Origin of the sequence: Virgibacillus salinus (assembly GCF_900102415.1) — a bacterium.
GTDB classification, from domain to species: domain Bacteria; phylum Bacillota; class Bacilli; order Bacillales; family Amphibacillaceae; genus Lentibacillus; species Lentibacillus subterraneus.
This window is the reverse complement of record NZ_FNKD01000002.1, coordinates 254,438-278,648: the sequence shown is the minus strand read 5'-3', so window position 1 is coordinate 278,648 and position 24,211 is coordinate 254,438. Positions and strand designations below refer to the sequence as shown.

The 24,211-nt window shown below is 35.6% G+C and carries 25 protein-coding genes; 3 read left to right on the top strand and 22 right to left on the bottom strand.

Features of this window, described 5'->3' with window-relative positions; translation table 11 throughout:
- From prmA to gpr, 10 genes are all read right to left on the bottom strand, one after another.
- Positions 1–942, bottom strand: coding sequence for a 50S ribosomal protein L11 methyltransferase (prmA, locus tag BLS02_RS08145; protein WP_092492516.1), 942 nt, complete (start codon positions 940–942; stop codon positions 1–3).
- A gap of 438 nt (positions 943–1,380) precedes the next feature.
- Positions 1,381–2,505 (bottom strand): molecular chaperone DnaJ, encoded by a 1,125-nt coding sequence (dnaJ, locus tag BLS02_RS08140; RefSeq protein ID WP_092492515.1) that lies wholly within the window; start codon positions 2,503–2,505, stop codon positions 1,381–1,383.
- Positions 2,506–2,648: 143 nt separating this feature from the next.
- A complete protein-coding gene (gene dnaK / locus BLS02_RS08135; RefSeq protein ID WP_092492514.1) occupies positions 2,649–4,481 on the bottom strand; it encodes a molecular chaperone DnaK in 1,833 nt (610 codons plus the stop codon).
- A gap of 30 nt (positions 4,482–4,511) precedes the next feature.
- On the bottom strand, positions 4,512–5,090 hold the full coding sequence (grpE, locus tag BLS02_RS08130; protein WP_092492513.1) for a nucleotide exchange factor GrpE: 579 nt from the start codon (positions 5,088–5,090) through the stop codon (positions 4,512–4,514).
- 128 nt (positions 5,091–5,218) lie between these two features.
- A complete protein-coding gene (gene hrcA / locus BLS02_RS08125) occupies positions 5,219–6,250 on the bottom strand; it encodes a heat-inducible transcriptional repressor HrcA (RefSeq protein ID WP_092492512.1) in 1,032 nt (343 codons plus the stop codon).
- A gap of 76 nt (positions 6,251–6,326) precedes the next feature.
- Positions 6,327–7,487 (bottom strand): radical SAM family heme chaperone HemW, encoded by a 1,161-nt coding sequence (gene hemW, locus BLS02_RS08120; RefSeq protein WP_092493224.1) that lies wholly within the window; start codon positions 7,485–7,487, stop codon positions 6,327–6,329.
- Between the two features lie 199 nt (positions 7,488–7,686).
- Positions 7,687–9,495 carry a translation elongation factor 4 gene (gene lepA, locus BLS02_RS08115; protein WP_092492511.1) on the bottom strand — a complete coding sequence of 603 codons (1,809 nt, stop codon included), beginning with the start codon at positions 9,493–9,495 and terminating at the stop codon, positions 7,687–7,689.
- A gap of 217 nt (positions 9,496–9,712) precedes the next feature.
- The gene (locus BLS02_RS08110; protein WP_092492510.1) at positions 9,713–10,015 is read right to left on the bottom strand and encodes a hypothetical protein; all 303 of its coding nucleotides are present in this window, start codon (positions 10,013–10,015) and stop codon (positions 9,713–9,715) included.
- A gap of 12 nt (positions 10,016–10,027) precedes the next feature.
- Entirely contained in the window at positions 10,028–11,218 is a 1,191-nt protein-coding gene (spoIIP, locus tag BLS02_RS08105) for a stage II sporulation protein P (RefSeq protein WP_092492509.1), read from the bottom strand.
- A 111-nt stretch (positions 11,219–11,329) separates the two neighbouring features.
- The gene (gpr, locus tag BLS02_RS08100) at positions 11,330–12,424 is read right to left on the bottom strand and encodes a GPR endopeptidase (protein WP_092492508.1); all 1,095 of its coding nucleotides are present in this window, start codon (positions 12,422–12,424) and stop codon (positions 11,330–11,332) included.
- A gap of 257 nt (positions 12,425–12,681) precedes the next feature.
- Between gpr and rpsT the strand changes: the two genes are divergently transcribed.
- Positions 12,682–12,948 carry a 30S ribosomal protein S20 gene (gene rpsT, locus BLS02_RS08095; protein ID WP_092492507.1) on the top strand — a complete coding sequence of 89 codons (267 nt, stop codon included), beginning with the start codon at positions 12,682–12,684 and terminating at the stop codon, positions 12,946–12,948.
- A 66-nt stretch (positions 12,949–13,014) separates the two neighbouring features.
- On the opposite strand, the gene holA is transcribed toward rpsT, so the two are convergent.
- On the bottom strand, positions 13,015–14,034 hold the full coding sequence (gene holA / locus BLS02_RS08090; protein ID WP_092492506.1) for a DNA polymerase III subunit delta: 1,020 nt from the start codon (positions 14,032–14,034) through the stop codon (positions 13,015–13,017).
- A gap of 499 nt (positions 14,035–14,533) precedes the next feature.
- Here holA and BLS02_RS08085 point away from each other — a divergent pair, with 499 nt between their 5' ends.
- Positions 14,534–14,668, top strand: a complete 135-nt coding sequence (locus tag BLS02_RS08085; RefSeq protein ID WP_092492505.1) for a YqzM family protein — start codon at positions 14,534–14,536, stop codon at positions 14,666–14,668.
- A 145-nt stretch (positions 14,669–14,813) separates the two neighbouring features.
- Here BLS02_RS08085 and BLS02_RS08080 read toward each other — a convergent pair whose 3' ends face one another.
- The 11 genes from BLS02_RS08080 to BLS02_RS08030 all read right to left on the bottom strand — a co-directional run bounded on the left by BLS02_RS08080 (position 14,814) and on the right by BLS02_RS08030 (position 23,455).
- Positions 14,814–17,093 (bottom strand): DNA internalization-related competence protein ComEC/Rec2, encoded by a 2,280-nt coding sequence (locus BLS02_RS08080; protein ID WP_092492504.1) that lies wholly within the window; start codon positions 17,091–17,093, stop codon positions 14,814–14,816.
- 9 nt (positions 17,094–17,102) lie between these two features.
- A complete protein-coding gene (locus BLS02_RS08075) occupies positions 17,103–17,666 on the bottom strand; it encodes a ComE operon protein 2 (protein ID WP_092492503.1) in 564 nt (187 codons plus the stop codon).
- Between the two features lie 69 nt (positions 17,667–17,735).
- The gene (locus tag BLS02_RS08070) at positions 17,736–18,317 is read right to left on the bottom strand and encodes a helix-hairpin-helix domain-containing protein (protein WP_092492502.1); all 582 of its coding nucleotides are present in this window, start codon (positions 18,315–18,317) and stop codon (positions 17,736–17,738) included.
- Between the two features lie 108 nt (positions 18,318–18,425).
- Positions 18,426–19,166: a class I SAM-dependent DNA methyltransferase gene (locus BLS02_RS08065; protein WP_254788740.1), complete on the bottom strand. Its 741-nt coding sequence runs from the start codon at positions 19,164–19,166 to the stop codon at positions 18,426–18,428.
- Between the two features lie 19 nt (positions 19,167–19,185).
- Positions 19,186–19,542 carry a ribosome silencing factor gene (gene rsfS, locus BLS02_RS08060; RefSeq protein WP_092492500.1) on the bottom strand — a complete coding sequence of 119 codons (357 nt, stop codon included), beginning with the start codon at positions 19,540–19,542 and terminating at the stop codon, positions 19,186–19,188.
- 4 nt (positions 19,543–19,546) lie between these two features.
- The gene (gene yqeK / locus BLS02_RS08055; protein WP_092492499.1) at positions 19,547–20,119 is read right to left on the bottom strand and encodes a bis(5'-nucleosyl)-tetraphosphatase (symmetrical) YqeK; all 573 of its coding nucleotides are present in this window, start codon (positions 20,117–20,119) and stop codon (positions 19,547–19,549) included.
- On the bottom strand, positions 20,097–20,675 hold the full coding sequence (locus BLS02_RS08050; RefSeq protein ID WP_092492498.1) for a nicotinate-nucleotide adenylyltransferase: 579 nt from the start codon (positions 20,673–20,675) through the stop codon (positions 20,097–20,099). The genes yqeK and BLS02_RS08050 overlap by 23 nt, the downstream gene beginning before the upstream one ends.
- 11 nt (positions 20,676–20,686) lie before the next feature.
- Positions 20,687–20,977 (bottom strand): ribosome assembly RNA-binding protein YhbY, encoded by a 291-nt coding sequence (gene yhbY / locus BLS02_RS08045; RefSeq protein ID WP_092492497.1) that lies wholly within the window; start codon positions 20,975–20,977, stop codon positions 20,687–20,689.
- Between the two features lie 3 nt (positions 20,978–20,980).
- The gene (gene aroE / locus BLS02_RS08040; RefSeq protein ID WP_092492496.1) at positions 20,981–21,826 is read right to left on the bottom strand and encodes a shikimate dehydrogenase; all 846 of its coding nucleotides are present in this window, start codon (positions 21,824–21,826) and stop codon (positions 20,981–20,983) included.
- Positions 21,827–21,836: 10 nt separating this feature from the next.
- The gene (gene yqeH, locus BLS02_RS08035; RefSeq protein ID WP_092492495.1) at positions 21,837–22,937 is read right to left on the bottom strand and encodes a ribosome biogenesis GTPase YqeH; all 1,101 of its coding nucleotides are present in this window, start codon (positions 22,935–22,937) and stop codon (positions 21,837–21,839) included.
- 2 nt (positions 22,938–22,939) lie between these two features.
- A complete protein-coding gene (locus BLS02_RS08030; protein WP_092492494.1) occupies positions 22,940–23,455 on the bottom strand; it encodes a YqeG family HAD IIIA-type phosphatase in 516 nt (171 codons plus the stop codon).
- Positions 23,456–23,943: 488 nt separating this feature from the next.
- Between BLS02_RS08030 and BLS02_RS08025 the strand changes: the two genes are divergently transcribed.
- Positions 23,944–24,084 (top strand): sporulation histidine kinase inhibitor Sda, encoded by a 141-nt coding sequence (locus BLS02_RS08025; protein WP_092492493.1) that lies wholly within the window; start codon positions 23,944–23,946, stop codon positions 24,082–24,084.
- Positions 24,085–24,211 lie beyond the last annotated feature (127 nt).

The following is a 24,211-nucleotide window of genomic DNA, read 5'->3' as shown; positions in this document are numbered from 1 at the left end:
CTATTGATTCTTTCTAGCTATTATAGAAACCCAATCTTCCATTTCATTTATTTCCAAAATTCGAAAACCCTGTTGGTTCAATTTATCAACCACCATTTGTTTCTTTGCTTGGATAATGCCGGATGTAATAAATATACCGTTCGTTTTCAGATTATGCCATGCATCCTCCACAAACCTGACGATTATCTCAGCTAAAATATTGGAAACAATCATATCTGCTTTCATACTCACACGATCAAGAAGGTTATTCTGTTTCGTGACAATTTTTTTATCTACCTTATTCAGCTTAGCATTCAATTTGGTGCTCTTCACTGCTATTTCATCCAAATCAAATGCATAAACTTCCTTGGCGCCCAATAAGCCTGCAGCAATACTTAATACTCCAGAACCACAGCCCACATCTATTACATTATCATTTTCTTCTATATACCGTTCTATACCTTGAATACTTAAAACTGTTGTTGGATGTGTTCCAGTACCAAACGCCATACCTGGATCAAGCTCGATAATCACTTCATCACTCGATACAGCCTCATAGTCTTCCCAAGTTGGAATAATCGTAATCTTTTTTGAGATTTTAACTGGTTTATAGTATTTTTTCCATGCTGTTGCCCATTCTTCTTCATGTATTTCGCTTAAGGTTATTTGGTTTCTGCCTAAATTAATATCGTAAAGCATTAAATTGTTAATAGCCTGCTTAATTTCATTAACTGTTTCACCCAAAAAACTATTTACTGGTAAGTATGCTTTTATATAGACGCCCTCTTCTGGGTATTCATCCACATTTAATTCATATATCTCACCAAAAAAATCATCACGTTCAGCAGTCAAATCAAGCGGGTCTTCAATAACAACACCACTGGATCCGGTTTCATGTAGAATATTAGAAATTGGTTCAATAGCTTCATTAGTCGTATGAATGCATATTTCTGACCATTTCAAATCAATCCACTCATTTCTTTAAAAAGTTAAATCTTTTATGTAAGCGGTGTTGCTGTAACACCGCTCTTAATTCTTGACTCTTTTCATAAGTTTTGTTTCTTTAAAATATTCGAAGTTGATATAAACTGCGACATAATGTGGAAAAATACTTGCCTTCACAGTGACTTCTTAGCCATGTGAAACATTTCAGCCTCTAATCAAAAATCTTAATCGGTGGAGGCAGAATACGTAGACTCCTATGGGAACAGCACGTTCGGAAGACCCCGGAAGAAGCGTTTTTAGCGTCACAAGGAGGCTGAGGTCGTGCCCATGGAAAGCTAAGTATTCTGCCGGAACGAGTCGAAGCACTCTACCATCTTTAGAACTAGAGAAAAGTCTAAAAAAATTTTCACTATGTCGCAGTTTTTAGAAAAAGTTCAACAATCATTTAGAAATAGTCTAGCTTTTAAATGCGTTCTTAAACCGTTGGAAAAAGGAACTTTCTTGTTCATCCGTTGCTTCGTTTCCACTAATATCATTAAATTCACGCAACAGTTCCTTTTGACGATCTGTTAATTTATTTGGTGTAATTACTCGTACCTGTACATGTTGATCACCGTGACCAGTTCCACGAACATTTGGGGCTCCTTTGCCCTTCAGTCGAAAGACTTTGCCTGTTTGTGTTCCGGCAGTTATTTTCAGCATAACATTACCATGTACGGTTGGTACTTCTATTTCATCACCAAGTGCTGCTTGAACGAAGGTTACAGGTAACTCACAAAATATATGATCACCTTCACGCTCAAAGAAATCGTGTGATTTCACCTGAATCACAACATACAAATCCCCTGGTGGTCCACCGTTAACACCTGCTTCACCTTTGCCAGAGACACGAATTTGCTGTCCTTCATCAATTCCTGCAGGGATTGAGATATGGATTTTATCTTGCTTTCTTTCCTTCCCTGTTCCGCCACATGTATTACATTTTTCAGGAATAATCCTCCCTGTACCATTACAATGATGACACACACGACGGTTAACAACACGGCCAAATGGAGTATTTTGTTCCGTATTTAATTGGCCCGATCCCTCACAATGTGAACATGTTTTTGTCTTTGTACCAGGCTTAGCACCTGATCCGTCACACGTTTCACACTCTTCTTCCTTTGGTATACTTACATCTGTTTCCTTACCAAAGATAGCTTCTTCAAATTCTAAAATCATAGAATACTGTAAATCAGCACCTTGTTGCGGGGCATTTGGATCACGTCTGCGACCGCCACCGCCAAAGAACATATCGAAAATATCACCAAAGCCACCGAAGTCCTGTGCTCCGCCTCCAAAGCCACCAAATCCTTGGCCTTGTGCGCCTGCATGACCAAATTGATCATATTGTTGACGTTTTTGGTCATTACTTAATACTTCATATGCCTCTTTTGCTTCTTTAAACTTTTCTGCAGAATCTTCTTCACTATTCACATCTGGATGGTACTGTCTTGCCATTTTACGATATGCCTTTTTTATTTCATCTTTTGAAGCACCTTTTTCGACTCCAAGTATTTCATAATAATCTCGCTTACTCACTTGTAAATCACTCTCCCGGACACTATTGCATAAATTTTATCTTATCATCAATTACTCCTTTATAGCAAATAAACTATTAAAAGAGTAAAAAGTCAAAGCCAAGAGACTCCTGACTTTGACTTTAATCAATTGATTCAGCTTAATTATTTGTTATTTTCTTCGTCGTCAACTTCTTTGTAATCAGCATCTTCTACATCTTCAGAACCTTGTCCTTCTTCCTGACCCTGTTCTGCTTCCGCATCTTGCTGCATTTGTTCATATAACTTAACAGAAAGCTGTTGTACTTGTTCTTGTAATGTTTCTTTCTTTTCTTTTATTTGTTCAATATCATCTGCATCAATTGCTTTTTGCAGTTCTTCCTTAGCATCTTCAGCATTTTGTTTTTCTTCGTCAGATACTTTTTCACCAAGGTCCTTAATTGTTTTATCAGTGGTAAAGATAAGCTGTTCTGCTTCATTACGCAATTCTATTTCTTCACGACGTTTCTTATCTTCCTCTGCATTCTCTTCTGCATCTTTAACCATTTGTTCAACCTCTTCATCTGATAAACCTGAAGAAGATTTAATTGTAATGGACTGCTCTTTGTTTGTTCCCTTGTCTTTCGCACGAACATTTACAATTCCATTAGCATCAATATCAAATGACACTTCGATTTGAGGTACACCTCTTGGTGCTGGTGGAATATCTGTTAATTGGAAACGTCCTAATGTTTTATTATCTGCTGCCATTTCACGTTCACCTTGAAGCACATGAATATCTACAGCTGTTTGATTGTCTGCAGCGGTTGAGAATACTTGTGACTCACTTGTTGGAATTGTTGTATTTCGCTCAATTAGCTTAGTAGTTACTGAGCCCATTGTTTCAATACCAAGTGAAAGAGGTGTAACGTCCAACAATACAACATCTTTTACATCACCTTGAAGCACGCCACCTTGAATTGCAGCACCTAGTGCAACAACTTCATCAGGGTTTACACCTTTAGAAGGTTCACTACCAATTTCACGCTTAATTGCATCCTGTACTGCTGGAATCCGTGTTGACCCACCAACAAGAATTACTTTATTAATCTTACCAGCTGATAAATCAGCGTCTTTCAATGCTTTACGAGTTGGTTTCATTGTACGCTCAACCAAATCAGAGGACAGTTCATCGAATTTAGCACGAGTCAAGTTCATTTCCATATGCAATGGACCAGCATCACCTGCAGTGATAAATGGAAGTGAAATTTGAGTTTGTGATACGCCTGATAAGTCTTTTTTGGCTTTTTCTGCTGCATCTTTCAAGCGTTGTCTAGCCATTTTATCCTGTGAAAGGTCAATACCATTCTCTTTTTTGAATTCTTTAACCATGTGGTCAATGATAACTTCGTCAAAGTCATCCCCGCCTAAGCGATTATCGCCAGCTGTTGAAACAACTTCAAAAGTACCATCACCAATATCTAGGATGGACACGTCAAATGTTCCTCCACCTAAGTCATATACAAGAATTGTTTGATCCTGATCTTCTTTGTCAATTCCGTATGCTAATGCTGCAGCTGTAGGTTCGTTGATAATACGTTCAACTTCCAAACCAGCGATTTTACCAGCATCTTTTGTTGCTTGGCGTTCTGCATCATTAAAGTATGCAGGAACAGTGATAACAGCTTTTTCTACTTCTTCACCTAAGTAATCTTCTGCATAGGATTTGATGTGCTGCAAGATAATTGCTGAAACTTCCTGTGGTGTATACTCTTTATCTTCAATTTTCACTTTATAATCTGTACCCATATGACGTTTAATTGATTGAATTGTATTAGGGTTTGTAATTGCTTGACGTTTTGCTACTTCCCCAACTTGACGTTCGCCATTTTTAAATGCTACTACTGATGGTGTAGTACGGTTACCTTCCGGATTCGGAATAACTACCGCTTCTCCACCTTCCATTACTGATACACATGAATTTGTTGTACCTAAATCAATTCCAATTATTTTACTCATGATAAACTTCCTCCTTCACTACTTATCCATTTACTTATTTACTTTAACCATTGCTGGTCGAATAACTTTATCTTTTAACATATAACCTTTTTGCAACTCTTCCGTAACTGTATTAGATTCTGTATCTTCTTCTTCTACTTGCATAACGGCATGATGTACAGTTGGGTCAAATGTTTCGCCTACACATTCTATTTCTTCAACACCATGTGCTTTTAATGCGTCTTTTAATTGTCGGTAAACCATCGATATACCATCAACAAATCCTTCACTAGCATCATTTACATCTGCCTGTAATGCTCGCTCAAAATTGTCAATTGCCGGAAGTAATTCATTTACGATGTCTTCGGCTTTATATTTACGTTCTGCTTCTTTTTCTTTTTGCGAACGTTTTTTGAAGTTATCAAATTCTGCTTGTGTTCGAAGCACTCGCTGATGAAGTTCATCTTTCTCCTGTTTGAGTTGGTCTACTTCTGCTTTTAGGCTTTCCATCTTGCTTTCATCAGAGCCCATTTGCTGCTCTCCATCTTGTTCAGTATTGTCGATTACTTCAGTAATATTTTCCTCATCTTTCTCAGTTGTTTGCGTTGTATCCCTATTCTGTTCTTCCATTTACTGCCACCTCCTCTTATAAAATTGCCATGTTAGAATATATCACGAATAGCTTTATAAATAAACAAATATACATAAAGAAATGGGAAAAGTCTTCTATAAATTCGGTATCCCTGCAGAGTCTTACTTCACTCGTTATTTTTGTACCACATGTATAATGCATCTGACATTTCATGTGATAAAGTGTTCAGTAGATTAACAACCCGCTTATACTCCATGCGGGTAGGACCTAGTAGAGCTATTGTACCCATTTGATCTTCATTTAATTGATACGTAGCCGTGATTAGGCTTAGATCTTTGATAGCATCCACTTTGTTCTCATGGCCTATACTCACTTTGATACCATTCGTAGTATCTTTTAGCAGGTTGGCTATTTCATCTTCCTTTTCCATCATGGAATAAAAAGACCGAATTTTATCAATATCCTTAAACTCGGGCTGCATTAAAATGTTTGTTTTGCCACCAAAATATAATTTAACAGGATTTTCATTAAAAAAGGCAGCTTTCAAATAATCATACGATTTTTCAAAATCTGTAATGTACTTATTCATAAGATGTACAATTTCAGTATTTAACTTTTCAGGTAACCTTACAATTGGCACACCATACAACCGGTCATTGAGAATATTAACCATTTTTTCCAAATCTGACGTGCTTATTTCCTTTGGAATAGAAAATGAACGATGTTCCACGTGTCCCGTATTAGTAACTAAGATTGCAACAGCAGTTTGCGATGATAATGTGACAATCTGCAATTGTTTTAATTTTGTCTCAAATACTTCTGGTCCTAATATTATTGATGTGTAATTAGTAATATCAGAAAGTATTTGAGCAGACTTTTGAACAATCTGTTCAAATTCGAAAAAACCATCTTGTATAACGTTATTAATTAGCTTTTTATCACCTTCTGTTACTTGTGGTGAGACGAGGTGGTCGACATAGTAACGATACCCCTTTTCAGAAGGAATACGACCAGAGGATGAGTGCGTTTTTTCCAAAAACCCCATCTCTTCCAAATCAGCCATTACATTCCGAATGGTGGCGGAACTAATAGCTATATCACCTTTTTTAGATATAGCACGTGAACCTATTGGTTGTGCTGACTCAATGAAATCATCAATTATGACTTGTAATATCAGTAATTGTCTTTCTGTTAACATGATGATCACCTCTGTTAGCACTCCACCCACTCGAGTGCTAATGCTAATAATAAATTATCAAATCCTTATTTTTTTGTCAACGTACATGCATTAAATCTTTTTCTTCTAATAAAAATTGCTCGAATACCTCATTACCAAATAACATACCTTGGTCGGTTAGATAAATGTTACTAGCATTCTCAGCAAGCCATCCTTTTTGGATTAAGGAAGAAACTGCATGCTTGTAGATTGTCTCATATGAAAAGCCAAATTTCTTATGAAAATGATTCTTATTAATACCTTTCGTTTTACGTAAGCCAAGGAACATTTCTTCTTCAACCATTTCTTTAATACTAATTTCTTCCGTATTCAATATCGGCTTCCCTGTTTTCATAGCTTCTTTTACATAAGCGGGTAAAGGTCTGATATTTCCTGTCCGTTTACCAGCGAGATATCCATGAGCTCCAGCTCCAAACCCGTAATAATATTCATTATTCCAATAGGTGAGATTGTGTTGACTTTCGTAACCGGTTTTTGCAAAGTTACTTATTTCATAGTGATTTACACCTTCTTGGTGCATTGTATTTTTCAAAATTTCATACATTTGTACTTCCGACTCTTCCGGAGGACGGTGCAGTTTGCCTTTTTTATGCCGCTGATAAAAGACAGTTTTGGGTTCAATTTGTAATGCGTATGTTGAGTAATGAGGTAACCCGAATGATACTGCTTCATCCAAAGACTGTTTAAATTGTTCAACTGTCTGATTCGGCAGTGCGTATATAAGATCAATACTAATATTATAAAAACCGTGTTGCTGTAATTGATTAATGGTACTATATACGTCTTTCACCGTATGCAGTCGCCCTAATTCTTCCAGCATCGCATCGTCAAATACTTGCACACCTAAAGAAATCCTGTTAACACCATAGCTCCTTAACAGTTTAATTTTCTCTTTGTCAAAATCACCAGGATTTGATTCAATCGTAAATTCTTTACAATTTTCAACGTCAAACTTATTATCAATAATTTGCATTAAAGAACGCAACTGTTCCATGTTTAATGAAGTAGGGGTGCCTCCACCAATAAATATTGTATTTACCTTGTTCTTCGTACCATTAATATTTGTGTTTATTTCATTTGAAAGTGCCTCTATATATTCTGTAGCTAATTTCTCATTGTAGAAAAACTTTGTGAAATCACAATAATGACAAATCTGCTGACAAAATGGTATATGAATATAAACGGATTTAACCACAATTATCCTCTCCAATGCTTAGAAAACTTGGTTACTCATAAAAGGGATTCTTACAAAAGCGTATTTTGCTTTTTTAGAACCCCTCATAGTTTGGAGTGCAAGCTATAATGGCGAAAGCCTAAGTTGCACTTACTTTCTTAACTGCTAAGAAAAGGGATGAACTACAAGCAGGAATGCCTTAAGTTCTCCCTTAATAAATTAATTAATCATCATCCATTTGTAAAACAGCCATAAACGCTTCTTGCGGAACTTCAACCGATCCTACCATTTTCATACGTTTTTTTCCTTCTTTTTGTTTTTCCAATAATTTACGTTTACGTGTTATGTCTCCGCCATAACATTTGGACAAAACGTTTTTGCGCATTGCTTTAATAGTGGAACGTGCGACAATTTTATTTCCGATTGCCGCCTGGACAGGCACTTCAAATTGCTGTCTTGGAATAAGGTCCTTCAATTTATCAACAATCAGTTTCCCTCGTTCATAAGCAAAATCACGATGAACGATAAACGATAATGCGTCAATCGTTTCGCCATTTAACCATATATCCATCTTAACAAGGTTTGATGGACGGTAGCCAATTAAATCATAATCAAAAGAGGCATAACCTTTTGTGTGAGATTTTAATTGATCAAAGAAGTCGTACACAATTTCAGAAAGAGGAATTTGATAAACAACGTTCACACGTACATCATCCAAATATTCCATATCGATAAACTGTCCACGCTTTTTTTGGGCGATTTCCATCACAGGCCCAACATAATCATTCGGAACCATGATAGTCGCCTTTACGAATGGTTCATGAATTTCTTTAACAATTTGAGGGTCTGGCATAATGGATGGGTTATCCACTACAATTGTAGTGTCATCAGTCTGCTCTACCTCGTATATTACACTTGGTGCTGTTGTAATTAGATCGATATTAAACTCACGTTCGATCCTTTCCTGAATGATTTCCATATGTAACAAACCAAGAAATCCACAACGAAATCCAAATCCTAGTGCCTGTGATGTTTCTGCTTCATATTGTAATGATGAGTCATTTAACTCTAATCGTTCTAGGGCTTCACGTAAATCATTATATTTATTAGAATCGATCGGGAATAATCCGCAAAATACCATAGGATTTAACCTGCGGTACCCAGGTAGTGGTGTTTCAGCCTGGTTATTGGAATGTGTTACAGTATCACCAACCTGCGTATCACCCACATTTTTAATCGACGCAGTAAGAAACCCTACATCACCAACAGTTAATTCATCTTTTGCTACTGGTTTTGGTGTAAAGACACCAATTTCATTAACTTCAAACTCCTTTTCAGTTGCCATCATTTTAATTTTGTCGCCAATCTTTACGGAACCATCTTTAATACATACATAAGCGATAACACCGCGATAAGGATCATACAGCGAATCAAAAATAAGTGCCTTTAAAGGGGAGTCTGGATCACCGGAAGGAGCAGGTATATCTGTAACAATCCGATTCAGGATTTCATCAACTCCAATATTATCTTTCGCAGAAGCTAAAATAACATCGTCTTTATCAATACCGATAACATCTTCCAGTTCTTGTGCAACACGTTCAGGATCAGCATTTGGAAGATCTATTTTATTAATAACGGGTATAATTTCCAATTCGTTATCCAACGCAAGGTACACATTCGCTAATGTCTGGGCTTCGATTCCCTGTGCAGCATCAACTACCAATATTGCACCTTCACATGCCGCGAGACTTCTCGATACTTCATATGTAAAATCGACATGTCCAGGCGTATCTATTAAATGAAATGTGTAATCTTCACCAGTTTTATTTTCATAATGAAGCTGCACAGCGTTTAATTTTATTGTTATACCACGTTCCCTTTCTAAGTCCATCGCATCAAGAAATTGTTCTTTCATTTCCCGCTGCGTAAGTGCTTTTGTATTTTCTAGAATCCGATCAGCCAACGTTGATTTTCCGTGATCAATATGTGCTATAATCGAAAAATTACGTACATTATCTTGTTTCTTCACCATAAGTGATGCTCACTCCTACTTGACTTTTACCGTTTTACCAATAAAAGCGCAAATTTAAGACGTCAATTACTAGCATTGATTATAGCAACTGCATTGCATACATTCAAGGACTAAAGGAGTGAGCAATAAAAATCATATAAAAAAACATAGCTTATCACTAAGCCTTAATGGTGAAAGACTTAGTTGCACTTATACAGTATGGAAGTACCTTAACTACTTAAAAAAATACTTGAACGATTTGATAAATGACTTCGACAATTATTTCATAAAATCCTTGTACACTAGCTTCCAAAAATTTGGCTATCTTCTGAGTGAATTGCACTGGAGCTTCTGCTGTCATTATATTTTCACTAGTTGTTTGTTCTACTACCACAACCTGTTTTTCTTCCACTTCTTCCGTTCTCACCGTATTTTCAGTACTTTGGATTGGGTCAGTTGCACTTTCTCCACGATCTAATCCTACTACTATACCAACTAGAAAGAATAGTGCGAGTAATAACAAAACAACTAGAGAGCGCATAATAATTTCCTCCTATTGATTTTTATTTACCTTTTCAGCATTCCAGTATAACTCGCTAAATACCTCCGCAACGGCATCTGCTGTACGATATAATTCATCTAGATTATTGTCGACCCCTCCGAATTCTACTACAAGCGAATTTTGAGATAGATCCTGGTTATATATACCATTACTTCTAGGACCTTTTTTCTTAATTACCCCCCTGCTGAGTCCGGGGTATTTTTCTTCAATCAAATTGTGAAGTTTCGTTGCAAAAGCTAGATTTTTTTCATGAGATGCATGTTCTGCCCCAACAACAAAGGCAATTTTCGCATATGGTTTTCCATTTATGACTTTTGTTGTTTTATCCCTTCTTTGAGAGTCACGATGTAAATCAAAGACATATTGTATATCATCATTAGATGTAAAGGCTTCTTGTACAATTTTTCTTGACGCCGTATAAGATTGACCATACTTCCATCCATTATTGTTTAATATTTCCATAATATCTGTATCATCAACGGTCGTACCTATTCCATCTGTTTCTAACGACTTAGAAAGCCTCTCGCTGACCTTGGTAATATTCACTTCACCATGTTGTGCTAAATCAGGGTCATTAACATCAGGCAAATGTGGCAAAAAAGATTCTCTATTATGTGTATTGTAAATAAATACTACATCCTTATCGCCGGTGTCTAACTGCTCTTTATCTGTATCTGTATCTGGTTCTTTTTTTGGTTCTTCAGATTCAGTTGAATCATCAACAACTGCTTCTCTATCTTTCAAAATTTCATCAAGAGGTGGTGCGGATTCGACTGGTAAGTTGGTGTAATTGGTTCCTTCACCAGCAATAATTATTTCGTTTTCAAAGGTAGAGAACCCTGGTAACTCCTGCCCGAGTAAACTTCGTGTATCATTTGGTTTTATACTTGTAGCCATTTGAAATACGACGCTTGATAAGTTTGGTAAAGCCTTATCTTCTGGATATGCTTCTTTAAATGCTCTATTCTCCATTCCCATAAGATAGAGAAAGGTGGAACTATCAAGGTCACTAGTCCAAGTTGTAATAGTATGGGAAGAGAAACGATATGCTGGCGCTACTGTAGTTAAAAATCCTATAACAACGAATAAAACAATCAAACATATAAAGTAAACGCCGCTTTTTTTATAGAAATGATTAAATACTTTTTTCTTCCCATTATTTTGTTTGTTCCCAAGATACATGGTTCCACCCCTTCTGAAGTAATCCTCAATGGTAAAATCTATGAAATAACTTCAGGAGATAGAACAAATTCTTTTAAAATTTTTAAAAATGATAGAGATATACAAGAGTCATTATCTTGTATAAGAAGCGAAGTTTTCTACAGTTATTTTTTCATGAAGAGCTGCGTTTAAGCCAGTTGCAATTAAAGTTGCCATATCCTTCATAAATCCATCTACTTCTTTAGGAGTTACCATTAGATTATGACCTATTGGTGTAAGCACTTCTTTAATTAATGACTTCTTTTCTTCTTCTGTTAAATTACCTACTATTCCAAGAAAGGTTTCACGTTTTTCTTCATCTGGTAAGTCTTCTTCTGTAAATTCTTTGTTCCCAAAAGACAATGAAGCAGGCGCTAACGATTTGGAAGGGTTGTCCTTTTCTTTCCATTCCCTTCCAAAGTGCTTTAAGATAAAATCGATAGTATCACTCGTAATCGTCACTGCATCAACAACTGTTGGAACTCCTACTGCAAAAACGGGAATTCCCAATGTTTCCTGACTAAGCTCTTTCCGTTTATTTCCTACACCAGACCCTGGGTGAATTCCTGTATCAGAAAGTTGGATTGTTTCATTCACACGTTCAATCGACCTTGATGCTAATGCATCAACTGCAATAACAAAGTCAGGATTAAATTTCTCTACAATACCAAAAATGATATCACTTGTTTCCATTCCAGTTACTCCCATTACACCAGGAGTGACTGCTGCAACAGGTCGATAACCTTCCGATACTGATTCATGTTCCAATTGAAACAAATGGCTTGTTACCATAATTTTATCAACCGTCATTGGCCCAAGTGCATCTGGAGTTACATTCCAATTTCCTAGTCCTACTATTAGACCGTTGCCATCCAGCGGAACTTCATTTTTCTTGAGCAATTGTTCTAACTCGCCTGCAAATATCTTTGCAGCTGACTCCTGTCGCTTCGTATCCTGCTTCTTAACGCCATCAGCATAGATTGTGACATATGATCCTGGTTTTTTGCCAATCAGCTTTTCGCCTTCAGCATCTACCTCGACATAGGATATAGTTATATTATCTTCTTGTCGTTCTTTAACCGTAACTCCTTTTAACTGCTTTTGTTCATCCTCTTTATCCACATACATATCCTTTGCTTCTACAGCAAGATCTGTTCTTACTTGATATTCCTTTTCAATATCTTTCATTACCGAAACCCCTTTTTAATTTTTTAGGCTATTTCCCTATATATAGGCTTAACTATTTCAATAAAAAACATACGAGAGCGAAATAAACCTATTGAAAAGGTTAAGTTCGTTTGGTAGAATGTCATTTGTTAGCAGTTAAGAAAGTATAAATCCTTTCTTACTGCATAAGTGCAACTAAGGCACTCGCCATTAAGGCTTGGCGTATGCCAAGTTTTCTAATAATGTAACGATATGGTGTTTAATTAGGAGGTGAAACAATGGCTAATATTAAATCTGCAGTTAAACGTGTAGAAACAAATAAAACAAAACATGAACAAAACTTGCAATATAAATCAGATATGCGTTCACAAATTAAACGTGTTGAAAAATTGGTTGAGAATAAAGATGTTGAAAGTGCAAAAACTGCATTAGAAACTACAATCAAGAAAATTGATAAAGCTGTACAAAAAGGTGTAATTCATCAAAATAACGGTGATCGCCAAAAATCTCGCTTAAGTAAAAAGGTAAATGAGCTAAGCGCATAATAAACAAACAAAACGATCCCTTTTAAAGGATCGTTTTTTTGTTTATTTTAGTGATATATCTCGTCTTTATGGCTGTACTAAATCATGTAATAGTAGCTCAAAAGCAAGTTCTTTCTCCATTTTCCCTTGCTTTATATTTGCATCAGCTTCTGTTAATTTCACAATGATATCCTGTAATCTGCCAACAGTAAACTTACTTTCCCTGCTCATTGCGATTTTTATTACATATGGATGAGTAGAAAGCTGTTTTTGCATTTGTGCCTGACTGTACCCTTTTTGCTTTAAAAGTTTAACTCGTAATATGGTCCGAAATTGAAAGGCCAGTAAAGCAATCAACCCAATTGGTTCTTCTTTCATCTTTTCTAAATCTTTGTAAATGGAAATAGCTTTAAATAAGTTTTGTTCAATTACGGCATCTACCAGAAGCAAAGAAGAGTTGCTCGCGGTATGTGATATTAGATTTACAGCGATTTCTTTGGTAACGACCCCGCCTTCTCCAACATACAATGCGAGTTTGGTTAATTCATTTCGTAACAAATGCAGGTCAGTTGAGAGCTCTGTCTCGAGCATTTCATATGCATCTTCTTCAATTGTTATTTTCAAGCTTCCTGCAAGATTTGTAATCCAACTCTTCAGTTCATAATCCTTTATTGGGTTACAAGCTGCAATAACTCCATTTTTCTTAAGTGCTTTACTTACTTTTTTTCGTTCGTCAATCTTTTCATACGGTGCTATTAATACGATTACTGAATATTCTACAGGATTTGTTAAGTAATGACTTAATACTTCCAGATCATGTTCAAAAGACAACTTATCTGGCTTAGCTTTCAAAAATGTAGCGTTACTGGCGATTATTAGCTTTTTTTCTCCAAAAAATGGATAGGTTTCAGCGTCAGCGATTACTTCTTGGATTGATGTCTCTTCCAGATCATATGTGGATAAGTTATCATTGCTTTCATCTGGTAATACTGCTTTTGTTATGTACTTTGTAATATTTTGTATGAAATAAGATTCTGTTCCATATAATAAATATACTGGCTTTATTTGCTTTTTTTTTACTTGCTGTAATACCTCCGAGTATGCCATACTAATCACTCCAATACGATATAAATAATCGTAAAACGTATCCCACGGAATAGCAAGGATTTTTTTAAGAAGGCTGTTTCTATTTGATTGTCGCTGTTGATTAAAAAACTTGGCACTTGCTCGGTCTTGTAGTGAATGCCATAAATCTATAAACAATACCTTAACATACCACTTCGAAATACACGGTTCTTCAGTGACGCAATATATTACCGCGAAGATTAAAAAGCAACAAACCATACAAATAAATCCAAGATGAAAAGGAAAGAGGGGAATCAAAAATAATTCCCCTCCGCAATCTATATAAACGCTTAAAATTCAGCCCTAGAAACTGTATTTTAAACGATGTTTGTTTAGTTATAGAATTACCTTTAAAATCAAAAGTATAGATGTTAACTCTTACTAAATATGGTGACTTTTATTTTTGTGTGAAATTTTTAGGTCAAAAGTAGATTTTTTTATGTATTTATTTTATACTTGAGTCTGTATAGGAGGGGTAGATGTGAACGAATTTGAAAAGGACGTACAGTCAAAAAATAATGATGTTGTAGATTCAATTAAAGGTTTTGGATTCTCATTTCTTTTCTTTGTCCTAATTTTTACCATAGGTGCAGTAATTAGTGTAGCTGGTTCTTAATAGTAATTAAATGAATGCTTAGAAAACTTGACTTTTCGCCAAGCCTTAATGGCGAAAGCCTTAGTTGCACTTATGCAGTAAGAAAGTATTAACTGCTAAGAAAGAGACTGACATTATGCAGTCTCTTTTTGTGTACATTTACAGCCTATGGGAAATGCGTAAAAAATGTTCCATCATCGTCTTTAAAATAATACTGTATTGCACCGTGCTTATCGGTTCTGAATATTACCAAGTTCTTCTCTTCAAGCGTTTTAATTACTTCGTTGTGCGGATGCCCATAACTATTATTTAAGCCTACAGATATTAGTGCATATGTAGGCTTAATTTGTTTAAGAAAATCCTTATCTGTTGAGGAATTACTGCCATGATGCGCGACCTTTAATACGTCAACTTTTAAGTTAGGATATAAAGCAATAATTTCTTTTTCTGTTTCCCTTCCAATGTCACCCGTAAAAAGCCAGGACTTTCCTCCAAGAGCTGTATATAGTACGAGTGAATTTTCATTTGTGTTTTGTTTATCCTGATTTGGCGAAATCACGTAAAAATCCTGTTCCCCAACCACTATTTCATTATCTGTTTTAAATCGTTCAACTTGTGTTTCTGTTTTAACTAATAGACGGGTTAATTGATCGTCAAATTCATAGTACTCACTAACAATTACCTTATTAACGTCAACATTATCTAACATAAACGGTAAGCTCCCCATATGGTCACTATCTTCATGTGAAATGAACAGTGCATCTATCTCCCGAATGCCCCTGGAAAATAAGTATGGTTTTAAAATTTGCTTATAAACACCTGGTGTAGTCTGGCCATCTTCAAAAGACACTCTTGCTCCTGCATCGATTAAAATAATACCTTTTCGGTAGGGAAGTTCAACAACCATTGCATCTCCCTGGCCAATGTCAAGCATCGTTACAGATCCAACTGGAGAAAAATACGGCCTTAGAGCAATAGCCATGATTACCAGACTCAGAAAACATCCATATAAAAAAGACTGTTTTAACTTTGCAAGTTCCAGTTTTTTCAGAAATATAAGCAAAATCGAGTAATAAACTATTGTACTACCAAGCGAAAACGATCCTATAACCCATGGATAGTATGCAAATTGATCCACAAAATATATAAACGATATGAAATGTTCATGGATACGGTTAAAAAGTATCTCAATGGACGGTAATAGAATTCCCGCAAATAAAGACAGTGGTAGCAGTAGGAACATAATTGGAATTACAAAGAACGAGAAATAAGGGACAACTATGACATTTAATAAAATGGAAAGTGGCTGAAAAGTGGAAAAGTATAATAACTGAAGTGGTAATATTACCATCTGGGCAAGAAAACTTATTTTAAGAATCGAGAAGATGGATACATTTGTTTGCGCTAACCACCTTTTTGACAAAAGCAGCCCCATAGTGACACTAAAGGATAATTGAAATCCAATGCTGTAGATAATATATTTATCCATTAAAATCTGCAGGATAAACACAATACTGAGTACATCAGTTACGCTGAATTTATACCGCACTTTATTTATTAACAGAAATAGTAATACCATTGAACTTGCCCGCCAAACCGACGGCTCTCCACCAGCGATTAAAGCGTACAATGGTAAAAAGAAGATTATCACCCACTGTGCTTTTTCCTTTGTTAGGATATTAAGCTTAATAAGCAGGAAATATAGTAATCCAACTATCAATCCAACGTGAAGTCCGGATATGGCTAACAAATGTGACAAATTCCAACGCTGAAATAATTCAATAGTCTCTTCAGGTAGTTGAGAATCATCTCCTAATACAAGTGCATTTAACCATATTGACGTCTGTGGACTAAGCTTATCCGATGTATAACTTATTACGCTTGATCGAATAGTATGAATTTTATTTAGAGTTGATGAACCGCTGCAATTAATACTATCTAATGAGTTAATTACCACTTCATGTGTAATCCCTTTTGACAACAAAAAATGCTGATAATCAAATTGACCTGGATTTCTTCTTTGACTAGGTAATTCTGGAGTACCCTCAATATTACAAGTGGCTCCAAATTTCAAATTATGTTTTATCTCCTGCTTATTTTTATAGTAAACAATAAGTAATTTTTTGTTTGAAGTATACTCTTCCAATTCAAAATCAATTTTTGAAGATGATTCATTAATGGGACTAGCTATCCGTCCTGCTACGTCAGTTTCATAAGATGTATTAGTTACTTCTTTATGGAGGATTGTTTCTAAATTGGGGATATAAAAGTAGAAAAAGATGGAAAGGGCTATAGAAGTAAGAGTAATTAACTTCCCTAGCCGTTTATCATAGTACAAAACAAGCAGCCAGATAAAAAATACCAGTATAAACCAATTGCTATGGTAGATGATGGATAACGCACTGCTGACAATTCCTAATGCCGGAACATACCAATACCCTTTCATGTCAGCTCCTTATAAATCAAATAAATTATGGGCTTCTATTTTTAACGCATCATATTTTGGCTTGTTATTCGTTTGTGATCTAAGTTCCTGAAGCAGATTATTTATGTATGCTTCTTTTTCCTGATATTGCGTATCCACTGCTAAATATGTCAATTCAACCTTTTTGGTTTGCACCCCAGCATCCTCAAATAGCTCAATAGCATATGGATGGTTTTTATAATCTTCAGCATAATATATGGTTTTAATCCCGCTCTGGATAATCTGTTTGCAGCACTGCAAGCACGGGAAGTGTGTTACGTACATCTCAGCACCTTCTGTTGGAACTCCAAATTTGGCACATTGTAATAAAGCATTGGCCTCTGCATGTACTGTACGTACACAATGGCCATCTATAACATAACAGCCTTCATCAATACAATGAACACTTCCGGAAACACTTCCATTGTATCCACCTGCTATAATTCGCTTTTCCCGTACAATTGTTGCACCAACCATAAGCCTAGTACATGTACTTCTAAGTGCCAATAAATGACTTTGTGCCATATAATATTGATCCCATGTTATCCTTTCCATCATAAAAACCACCTTTATATAATATTATTTTTTCAGTTTACAATTACTCTATTATTTTGGTCAACAATCCTATGGAATTTGTACATCATCCTTCAGATTTTCAAGCGTCTTCTGACCAATCCCTGAAACCAGTAGCAGGTCATCAATTGTTTTAAAAAATCCATTTTCTTCGCGATACTGCAAGATGGCCTGTGCCTTCGATGGTCCTATTCCATTTAAACCCTCGATTTCTGCTTTAGTAGCATAATTTATCCTTACCTTGCCGTTTCCACTCACATTCTGTTCGTTAGCTGTTGAAGTTTCCCCTGTTTTTGGAATAACTATGATCATTTCATCTTGAACTTTTTGAGCAAGATTAACCATTGTCTGATCTGCACTTTTGGTAAAGCCACCAGCTAACTGAATTACGTCATCAACACGAAATTGTGAATCTATTTCATAAACTCCTGGCTGCAGAACTTCGCCTTTTACATCAACAATAACTGTTGAAGGCTGGTCTGGAATTTCTTCTTTCAATATCTCGGTAGAGGTAGATGCAGAATTTAATTGGGGTGCTTTTTCATCAATATCATCATTATTAAATAACAAAAAACCACTAATAGCTATAACAATGACAATCAAAAATATATTTTTTTTGAGGAGTTCAAGCAATTTGAAGTCACTTCCTTTGAGGTATATTTAGGGGATATTTGAAGGGTCTATAATTATCTATTCGACATTCTTTTTAATAATCCTCTTTCAAAATGAAACGATCGGAAATTATTTGTCCGACCGTTTTTCAGCTACTATAAACATTCTTTCGGATTCTGCATTAATATTTTCATTTTTTAACGAAAAATCACCAGATAGATGCTTTATTTCAAATCCTGCGTCGTTTAATAACCTTGCATAAAAATCAATTGAATATGTACGTTGATGGTGAAATTCATCAAACCGGGAATACTTCTCCTGGTCAGATACAAAGAATGTTAAGTCGTGATACATTTCTCCTTGTTCTTCACCCTCCGAACAAAACCAGATATATGAAACATCATCATTTACTTCCCCAAACGTCTGATTTACCATGTTATGCTCAACGTGAAAAAGGGAGTGAACATCAAAAATAAACAGTCCACCTATTTTCAATGAATCCGCTACATTTTGAAAAACAGTTCGCAGCTCGTCCTCTTGCGTTACATAATTCATTACATCACAGTAACTTACTGCTACATCCTGATTTATAATTCCATTTAAATTATTTAAATCCTGATGAATCCACTGTACAGGAAGCCTTTCCATGCTTGCACGCTGTTCAGCATAGCTCAGCATATCACTAGAGTAATCAACACCTGTCATATGATATCCTTTGCGAGCCAACCTTGTAGTAATCTGGCCTGTGCCACATCCTAAATCAACTATTGTCTCAACTGTTTTCCCTAATTGGCTGATAATATTAATTGTAAATGATTGCCACTGGTCATATGGAGCGTCATTCATTAATCGATCGTATATAGTTGACATTTGTTGATAACTCCTAGGACTATCCATTGTGTCCAACACTTATTTCAACTTTTGATGCGTCGCCCCATAATCGTTCTAAATTATAATATGAGCGCTCTTCCTTATGGAAAACATGACATACAATATCGCCTAAATCGACTAAAATCCAGCGAGCCTGTTCATAGCCTTCTAGCCGCTTAATTATAATACCCTCTTCTTCCATAGAATCTTTTATCGACCTCGCAATTGCTTGGACTTGACGTTCATTACTTCCATGACAGATTAGAAAGTAGTCCGTCATTAACGATACATCCTGCATATCCAATGCAACAATATCTTCCGCTCGTTTATCATCACATGCATTTGCAATTAGTTGTATAATTTCTTTGTTATCCATTAATTTAATTACCTCCGTTTAAACGTCTTGTTAAGTCATTATATGCATAAAAGGTGTCAGGATAAACAGGAACATGTTTACTAACCAGGAATTGAATTGTATTCCGTAACGCCATCCAAGTAGCACGATACAGGTCTACTTCAGCCATTTCCCGAACCTCTTCAACACCTGGAAATGATCGTCCAGGCTCAATATAATCAGCTGTAAAGATGATCATATCCATCTGACTCATATCTGCTTTACCTGTTGTATGATAGTGAATTGCACTTTGTATACCAGTATCGGATATACCAAATTCACGATCTATTATTATTGAAGCTACTGGTCCATGCCATAATTCATGATGATGGTCGAGTAAATCCTGTGGCAACTCACCTTCTTTAATCACCTGTTTCATATATTCCAATGAAAAATATTTGGCATAATCATGAAAAATGGCAGCAAGTTCCACCTTATCGACAGGTTCGCTGTACATATTCGCTAGTTTCACCGCAGTTTCAGCTACACGTAATGTGTGTTCAAACCTCTCCGTTTTCAGGTAAGGTTTCACAAGACTAATCGCATCCTCTTTTTTCATACAACTGCTTCTCCTTTATATAGTCTTCAACCGAACCAGGAAGCCTATATCTAACTGATTTATTATTGGTTAATCGCTCTTTTATTTTAGTTGAAGATATCTCTATGAGTGGGACATCCACTTCAATAATTGGATATTCACTGTTTAATTTATATCCCTGGCGTTTGACACCAACAAATTTAACCATGTTTAATAATTCATCAATATTTTTCCAATTTGGTAAATACTCTACCATATCCGCGCCAATAATAAAATGAAATACAACGTTGGGATTATCTTTAGTCAATAATTTCATTGTATCAAACGTAAAAGACTTGCCTAAACGATCTACTTCAATCGTGTTTAATTTAAAATTTGGGTTACTATCAATTGCTCTTTTCACCATTTCAACCCGATGCGTTGCCCCAATGAAAGCCTTTTTTTTGTGTGGCGGCTCTTGTGAAGGAATAAACCAGACTTCATCAAGCTTTAATGCAACACGCACTTCTTCAGCTATTATCAAATGACCAAGATGTGGCGGATCGAATGTACCGCCCAATATACCTATATATTTCATTCCATACTCCTTTAAGGTAACTGAATATGTTTATTTTCCTGGGACTCTTTGTAAAGTACAATATTATTGCCTATAATCTGAGCTACTTCCGCTTCCGCCCCAGCCGATAACTTTTCAGCAACTGTGTTTTTGTCTTCCATACAGTTCTGTAAGATACTAACCTTAATTAATTCTCTCTTTTCAAGTGCTTCACTAATCTGCTCAATCATATTCTCATTAACACCTGTTTTACCTACTTGAAATATAGGCTTTAATTGGTTTGCTTTTGAACGCAAAAATCGTTTTTGTTTTCCTGTTAGCATACTTTATCTTCCTTCCAAAATAGTTTTAAGCTGCTGATCCATATTATCAATAGGCATTTTCTTGTTTGTCCAAAGTTCAAATGCATACTGTGCTTGATACAATAACATCGTATGACCATAATGAATAGACGCCCCTGTCTTCTTTGCATCCATCAAAAACTTAGTGTTTAACGGCTGGTAAATAATATCACTGACAACACTCTTTTGATTAAGTGATTTGATTGGTATTATTGTATCTTCAGTATTTGGTTTCATCCCAACTGATGTCGTTTGAATAATTAAATTATAGCTATTAATCGATTCATGTGCTTCATCCAGTGTCAATATTGATGTCTCAACATTATTATCTCCAAGAATTGCAATTGCTTTCGCACTTGAATGTGTACGGTTTGCTATATCAATCTGCGTAAACCCTTCTGATTTCAACCCGTAATAAATTCCATAAGCAGCACCACCGGCACCGATAATTAGAATTCTATTTGTCTTATCGCGAAAAATTTCCGGAAATTTATTTCTTAGGGCGATAACATACCCAATTCCATCGGTATTATAGCCTACCCATTTACCATTTTTGCAAACTACTGTGTTCACCGCCCCAATTATTTCAGCATTTTTATCCAAATCATCCAGATAATTTATTATTTGCTTTTTATATGGAACGGTAACATTAAACCCATCAATTCCATTTTCTTTTATTCGCTCCAATTCTTGCTCAAACGAATCATCTGGACTGATTTCCATAATTGAATATGTGCCTTTTATTCCAGATTTATCCAAAAATTGATTATGAATCCAAGGAGACAGAGAGTGTTTTATGGGGAAACCAATAAGCCCCAGCTTCAATTGCATACTAGTCCTCCTATAAAAATGACCTTCGGATTGAAACATTAACATCCTTAGGACTGTGCGCAGCAACTGTTACATTTCCAGTTGGAATAGTGACCCAACCCAGTCCGGGGAAAACAATGTCTGTTTGTTTATCTGTAATTCGATACGTACTTTCGGTCAACCTAGGTAAAGTTTCAATAGATTTATCATCTGGCGGAGATAAAAGGCCACCTTTATGTTCACTTAATAGCTGATCAGCCTTTTCTAACTTTGTCCGATGGATCGATAAGTCATTAGAAAAATAACATACAAACGACTGCCTCTCACCTTTAACGAAGTCCAAACGTGCTAAACCTCCAAAATAGAGCGTTTGTTGATCATTCAATTGGTATACCCTGGGCTTGATTTCTTTGTTTGGTGTTATTAGCTTGAGATCATTATCTGATATATAATGTGCTATTTGCTGTTTATTTACGATACCAGGTGTATCAATTATTGACGTATCTCTATCCAAAGGTATCTCTATAAATCCTAAAGTTGTGCCAGGAAAATAGGAAGTAGTTATCACATCATTTACGCCATTTGATTGCTGTATCAGCCGATTTATGAAAGTGGATTTCCCAACATTTGTTGTACCAACAATATAAACATCATTTTTGTTTCGATACTTTTCAATAGCCTCAGTCAATTCTGCTAAGCCATATCCTTTTACTGATGAAATAAGGTATATACCTTCCACTTTTATTCCAGCTTCATTAGCAGCTGTTTGGAGCCATTGTGTTAATTTACGCTTATTAGTGGATTTGGGTAACAAATCAATCTTATTGCCAACCAATAGAACTGATTTATTGCCGATAATTCGGGGAAGACTTTTTATCATACTTCCATTAACATCGAATATATCTATTAAGTGAACAACAAGTCCATCAGTATCCCGAATCTGGCTTACCATTGTCAAGAAGTCATCATCTGTCATGGCAACATCCTGTATTTCGTTATAATGCTTCAAGCGAAAACAACGTTTACATAGAACAGTATCCTTATCAAGTGTCGATTTTGGTGTGTATCCGACTTCATCAGGATTAGTTGATTGTATTAGGGCTCCACAACCTTGACAGTATATTTTCTCCATTCTCATTCCTCCCAGCTTATCTTACCTTTTTTATTCATGTAACTAAGTATTCTCCGTTCAATTTTTCGATTAATACGGGTGATTTTTCCATCAGTTTGAACAATAGGTACAACTAGTATCGTGTGAAATCCTGCGAAATTACCACCCAGCACGTCCGTTAAAAGCTGATCACCGATTACTACTATTTCATCCTTTTTCAGCCTCATTTCTTTAGCCGCACTCTTAAAAGCTTGGCTTAATGGCTTCCTTGCACTAAACACAAATGGTGTATCAAGTGGTTCCGAAAATATTTTAACGCGTTCCTGTTTATTATTCGAAATAATTGTTACTTTAATATCTTGTTCTTTCATCTGTTCAAACCACTGGATGACTTCTGGAGTAGCATCCTTTACATCCCAAGCCACAAGTGTATTATCCAAATCAGTAATAATTCCATTAATTCCTTTTTTTTTCAGCAAAGCTGGATGTATATCAAAAATGGTCTTCACATGTTCATTTGGCAAAAATTTTTTTAACAATAGTTACACCTCTTCATTTATGCTGAAAATGCATTGTTTTCTAAGTAATATTTCGTGCCCAGGATATTATTTCTATAGATACAGGTGCAAGTAAATATTATAACTTAATCCTATAATAACTTTCTACATTAATAAAGAAATAATCCAATCCAGAAGTGTTATTTTTATTAATAATCATCTCATTTATGCCAAAAACCGTTCGACAATTTCTTTCAAATTTCGAGTTGTGGATAACTCTGTCAACAAAATCCACAGTGAAAAATCAACATTTTCGACGGATTTTTACCTTTTATACACAAGTTATCTACAAGTGATTGTAGATAACTATAACCTTGTTCTACCTATCAATTCGTGGTAAATTATTATATAACAAAAGGAGATACTAGATATTAGAAAAACATGGCTTCTCGCTAAGCCTTAGATGCACTTATGCAGTAAAGGATTTTTATTTTCTTAATTGCTTAAAAAGTTAGGGGAGGGCTGATTTTATGGAACATTTGTCAGACGAACTGTTATTAGAATCATACCATAAAGCAAATGAATTAAATTTGAGCCCCGACTTTGTATATCTTATTGAAAAAGAAATCAGGAAAAGATCATTAACACACAAAATCAAATGTTCAAGTTGAATCAGTTTACCAATAGAATAATCGTGACTATACTCATCCCTATCAATTAAATGATAGGGGTTTTTTATTTTATCCAGTATCAAATTATGATAAGCTATCTTGGTATAATAATAAAAATAAAGCTAGT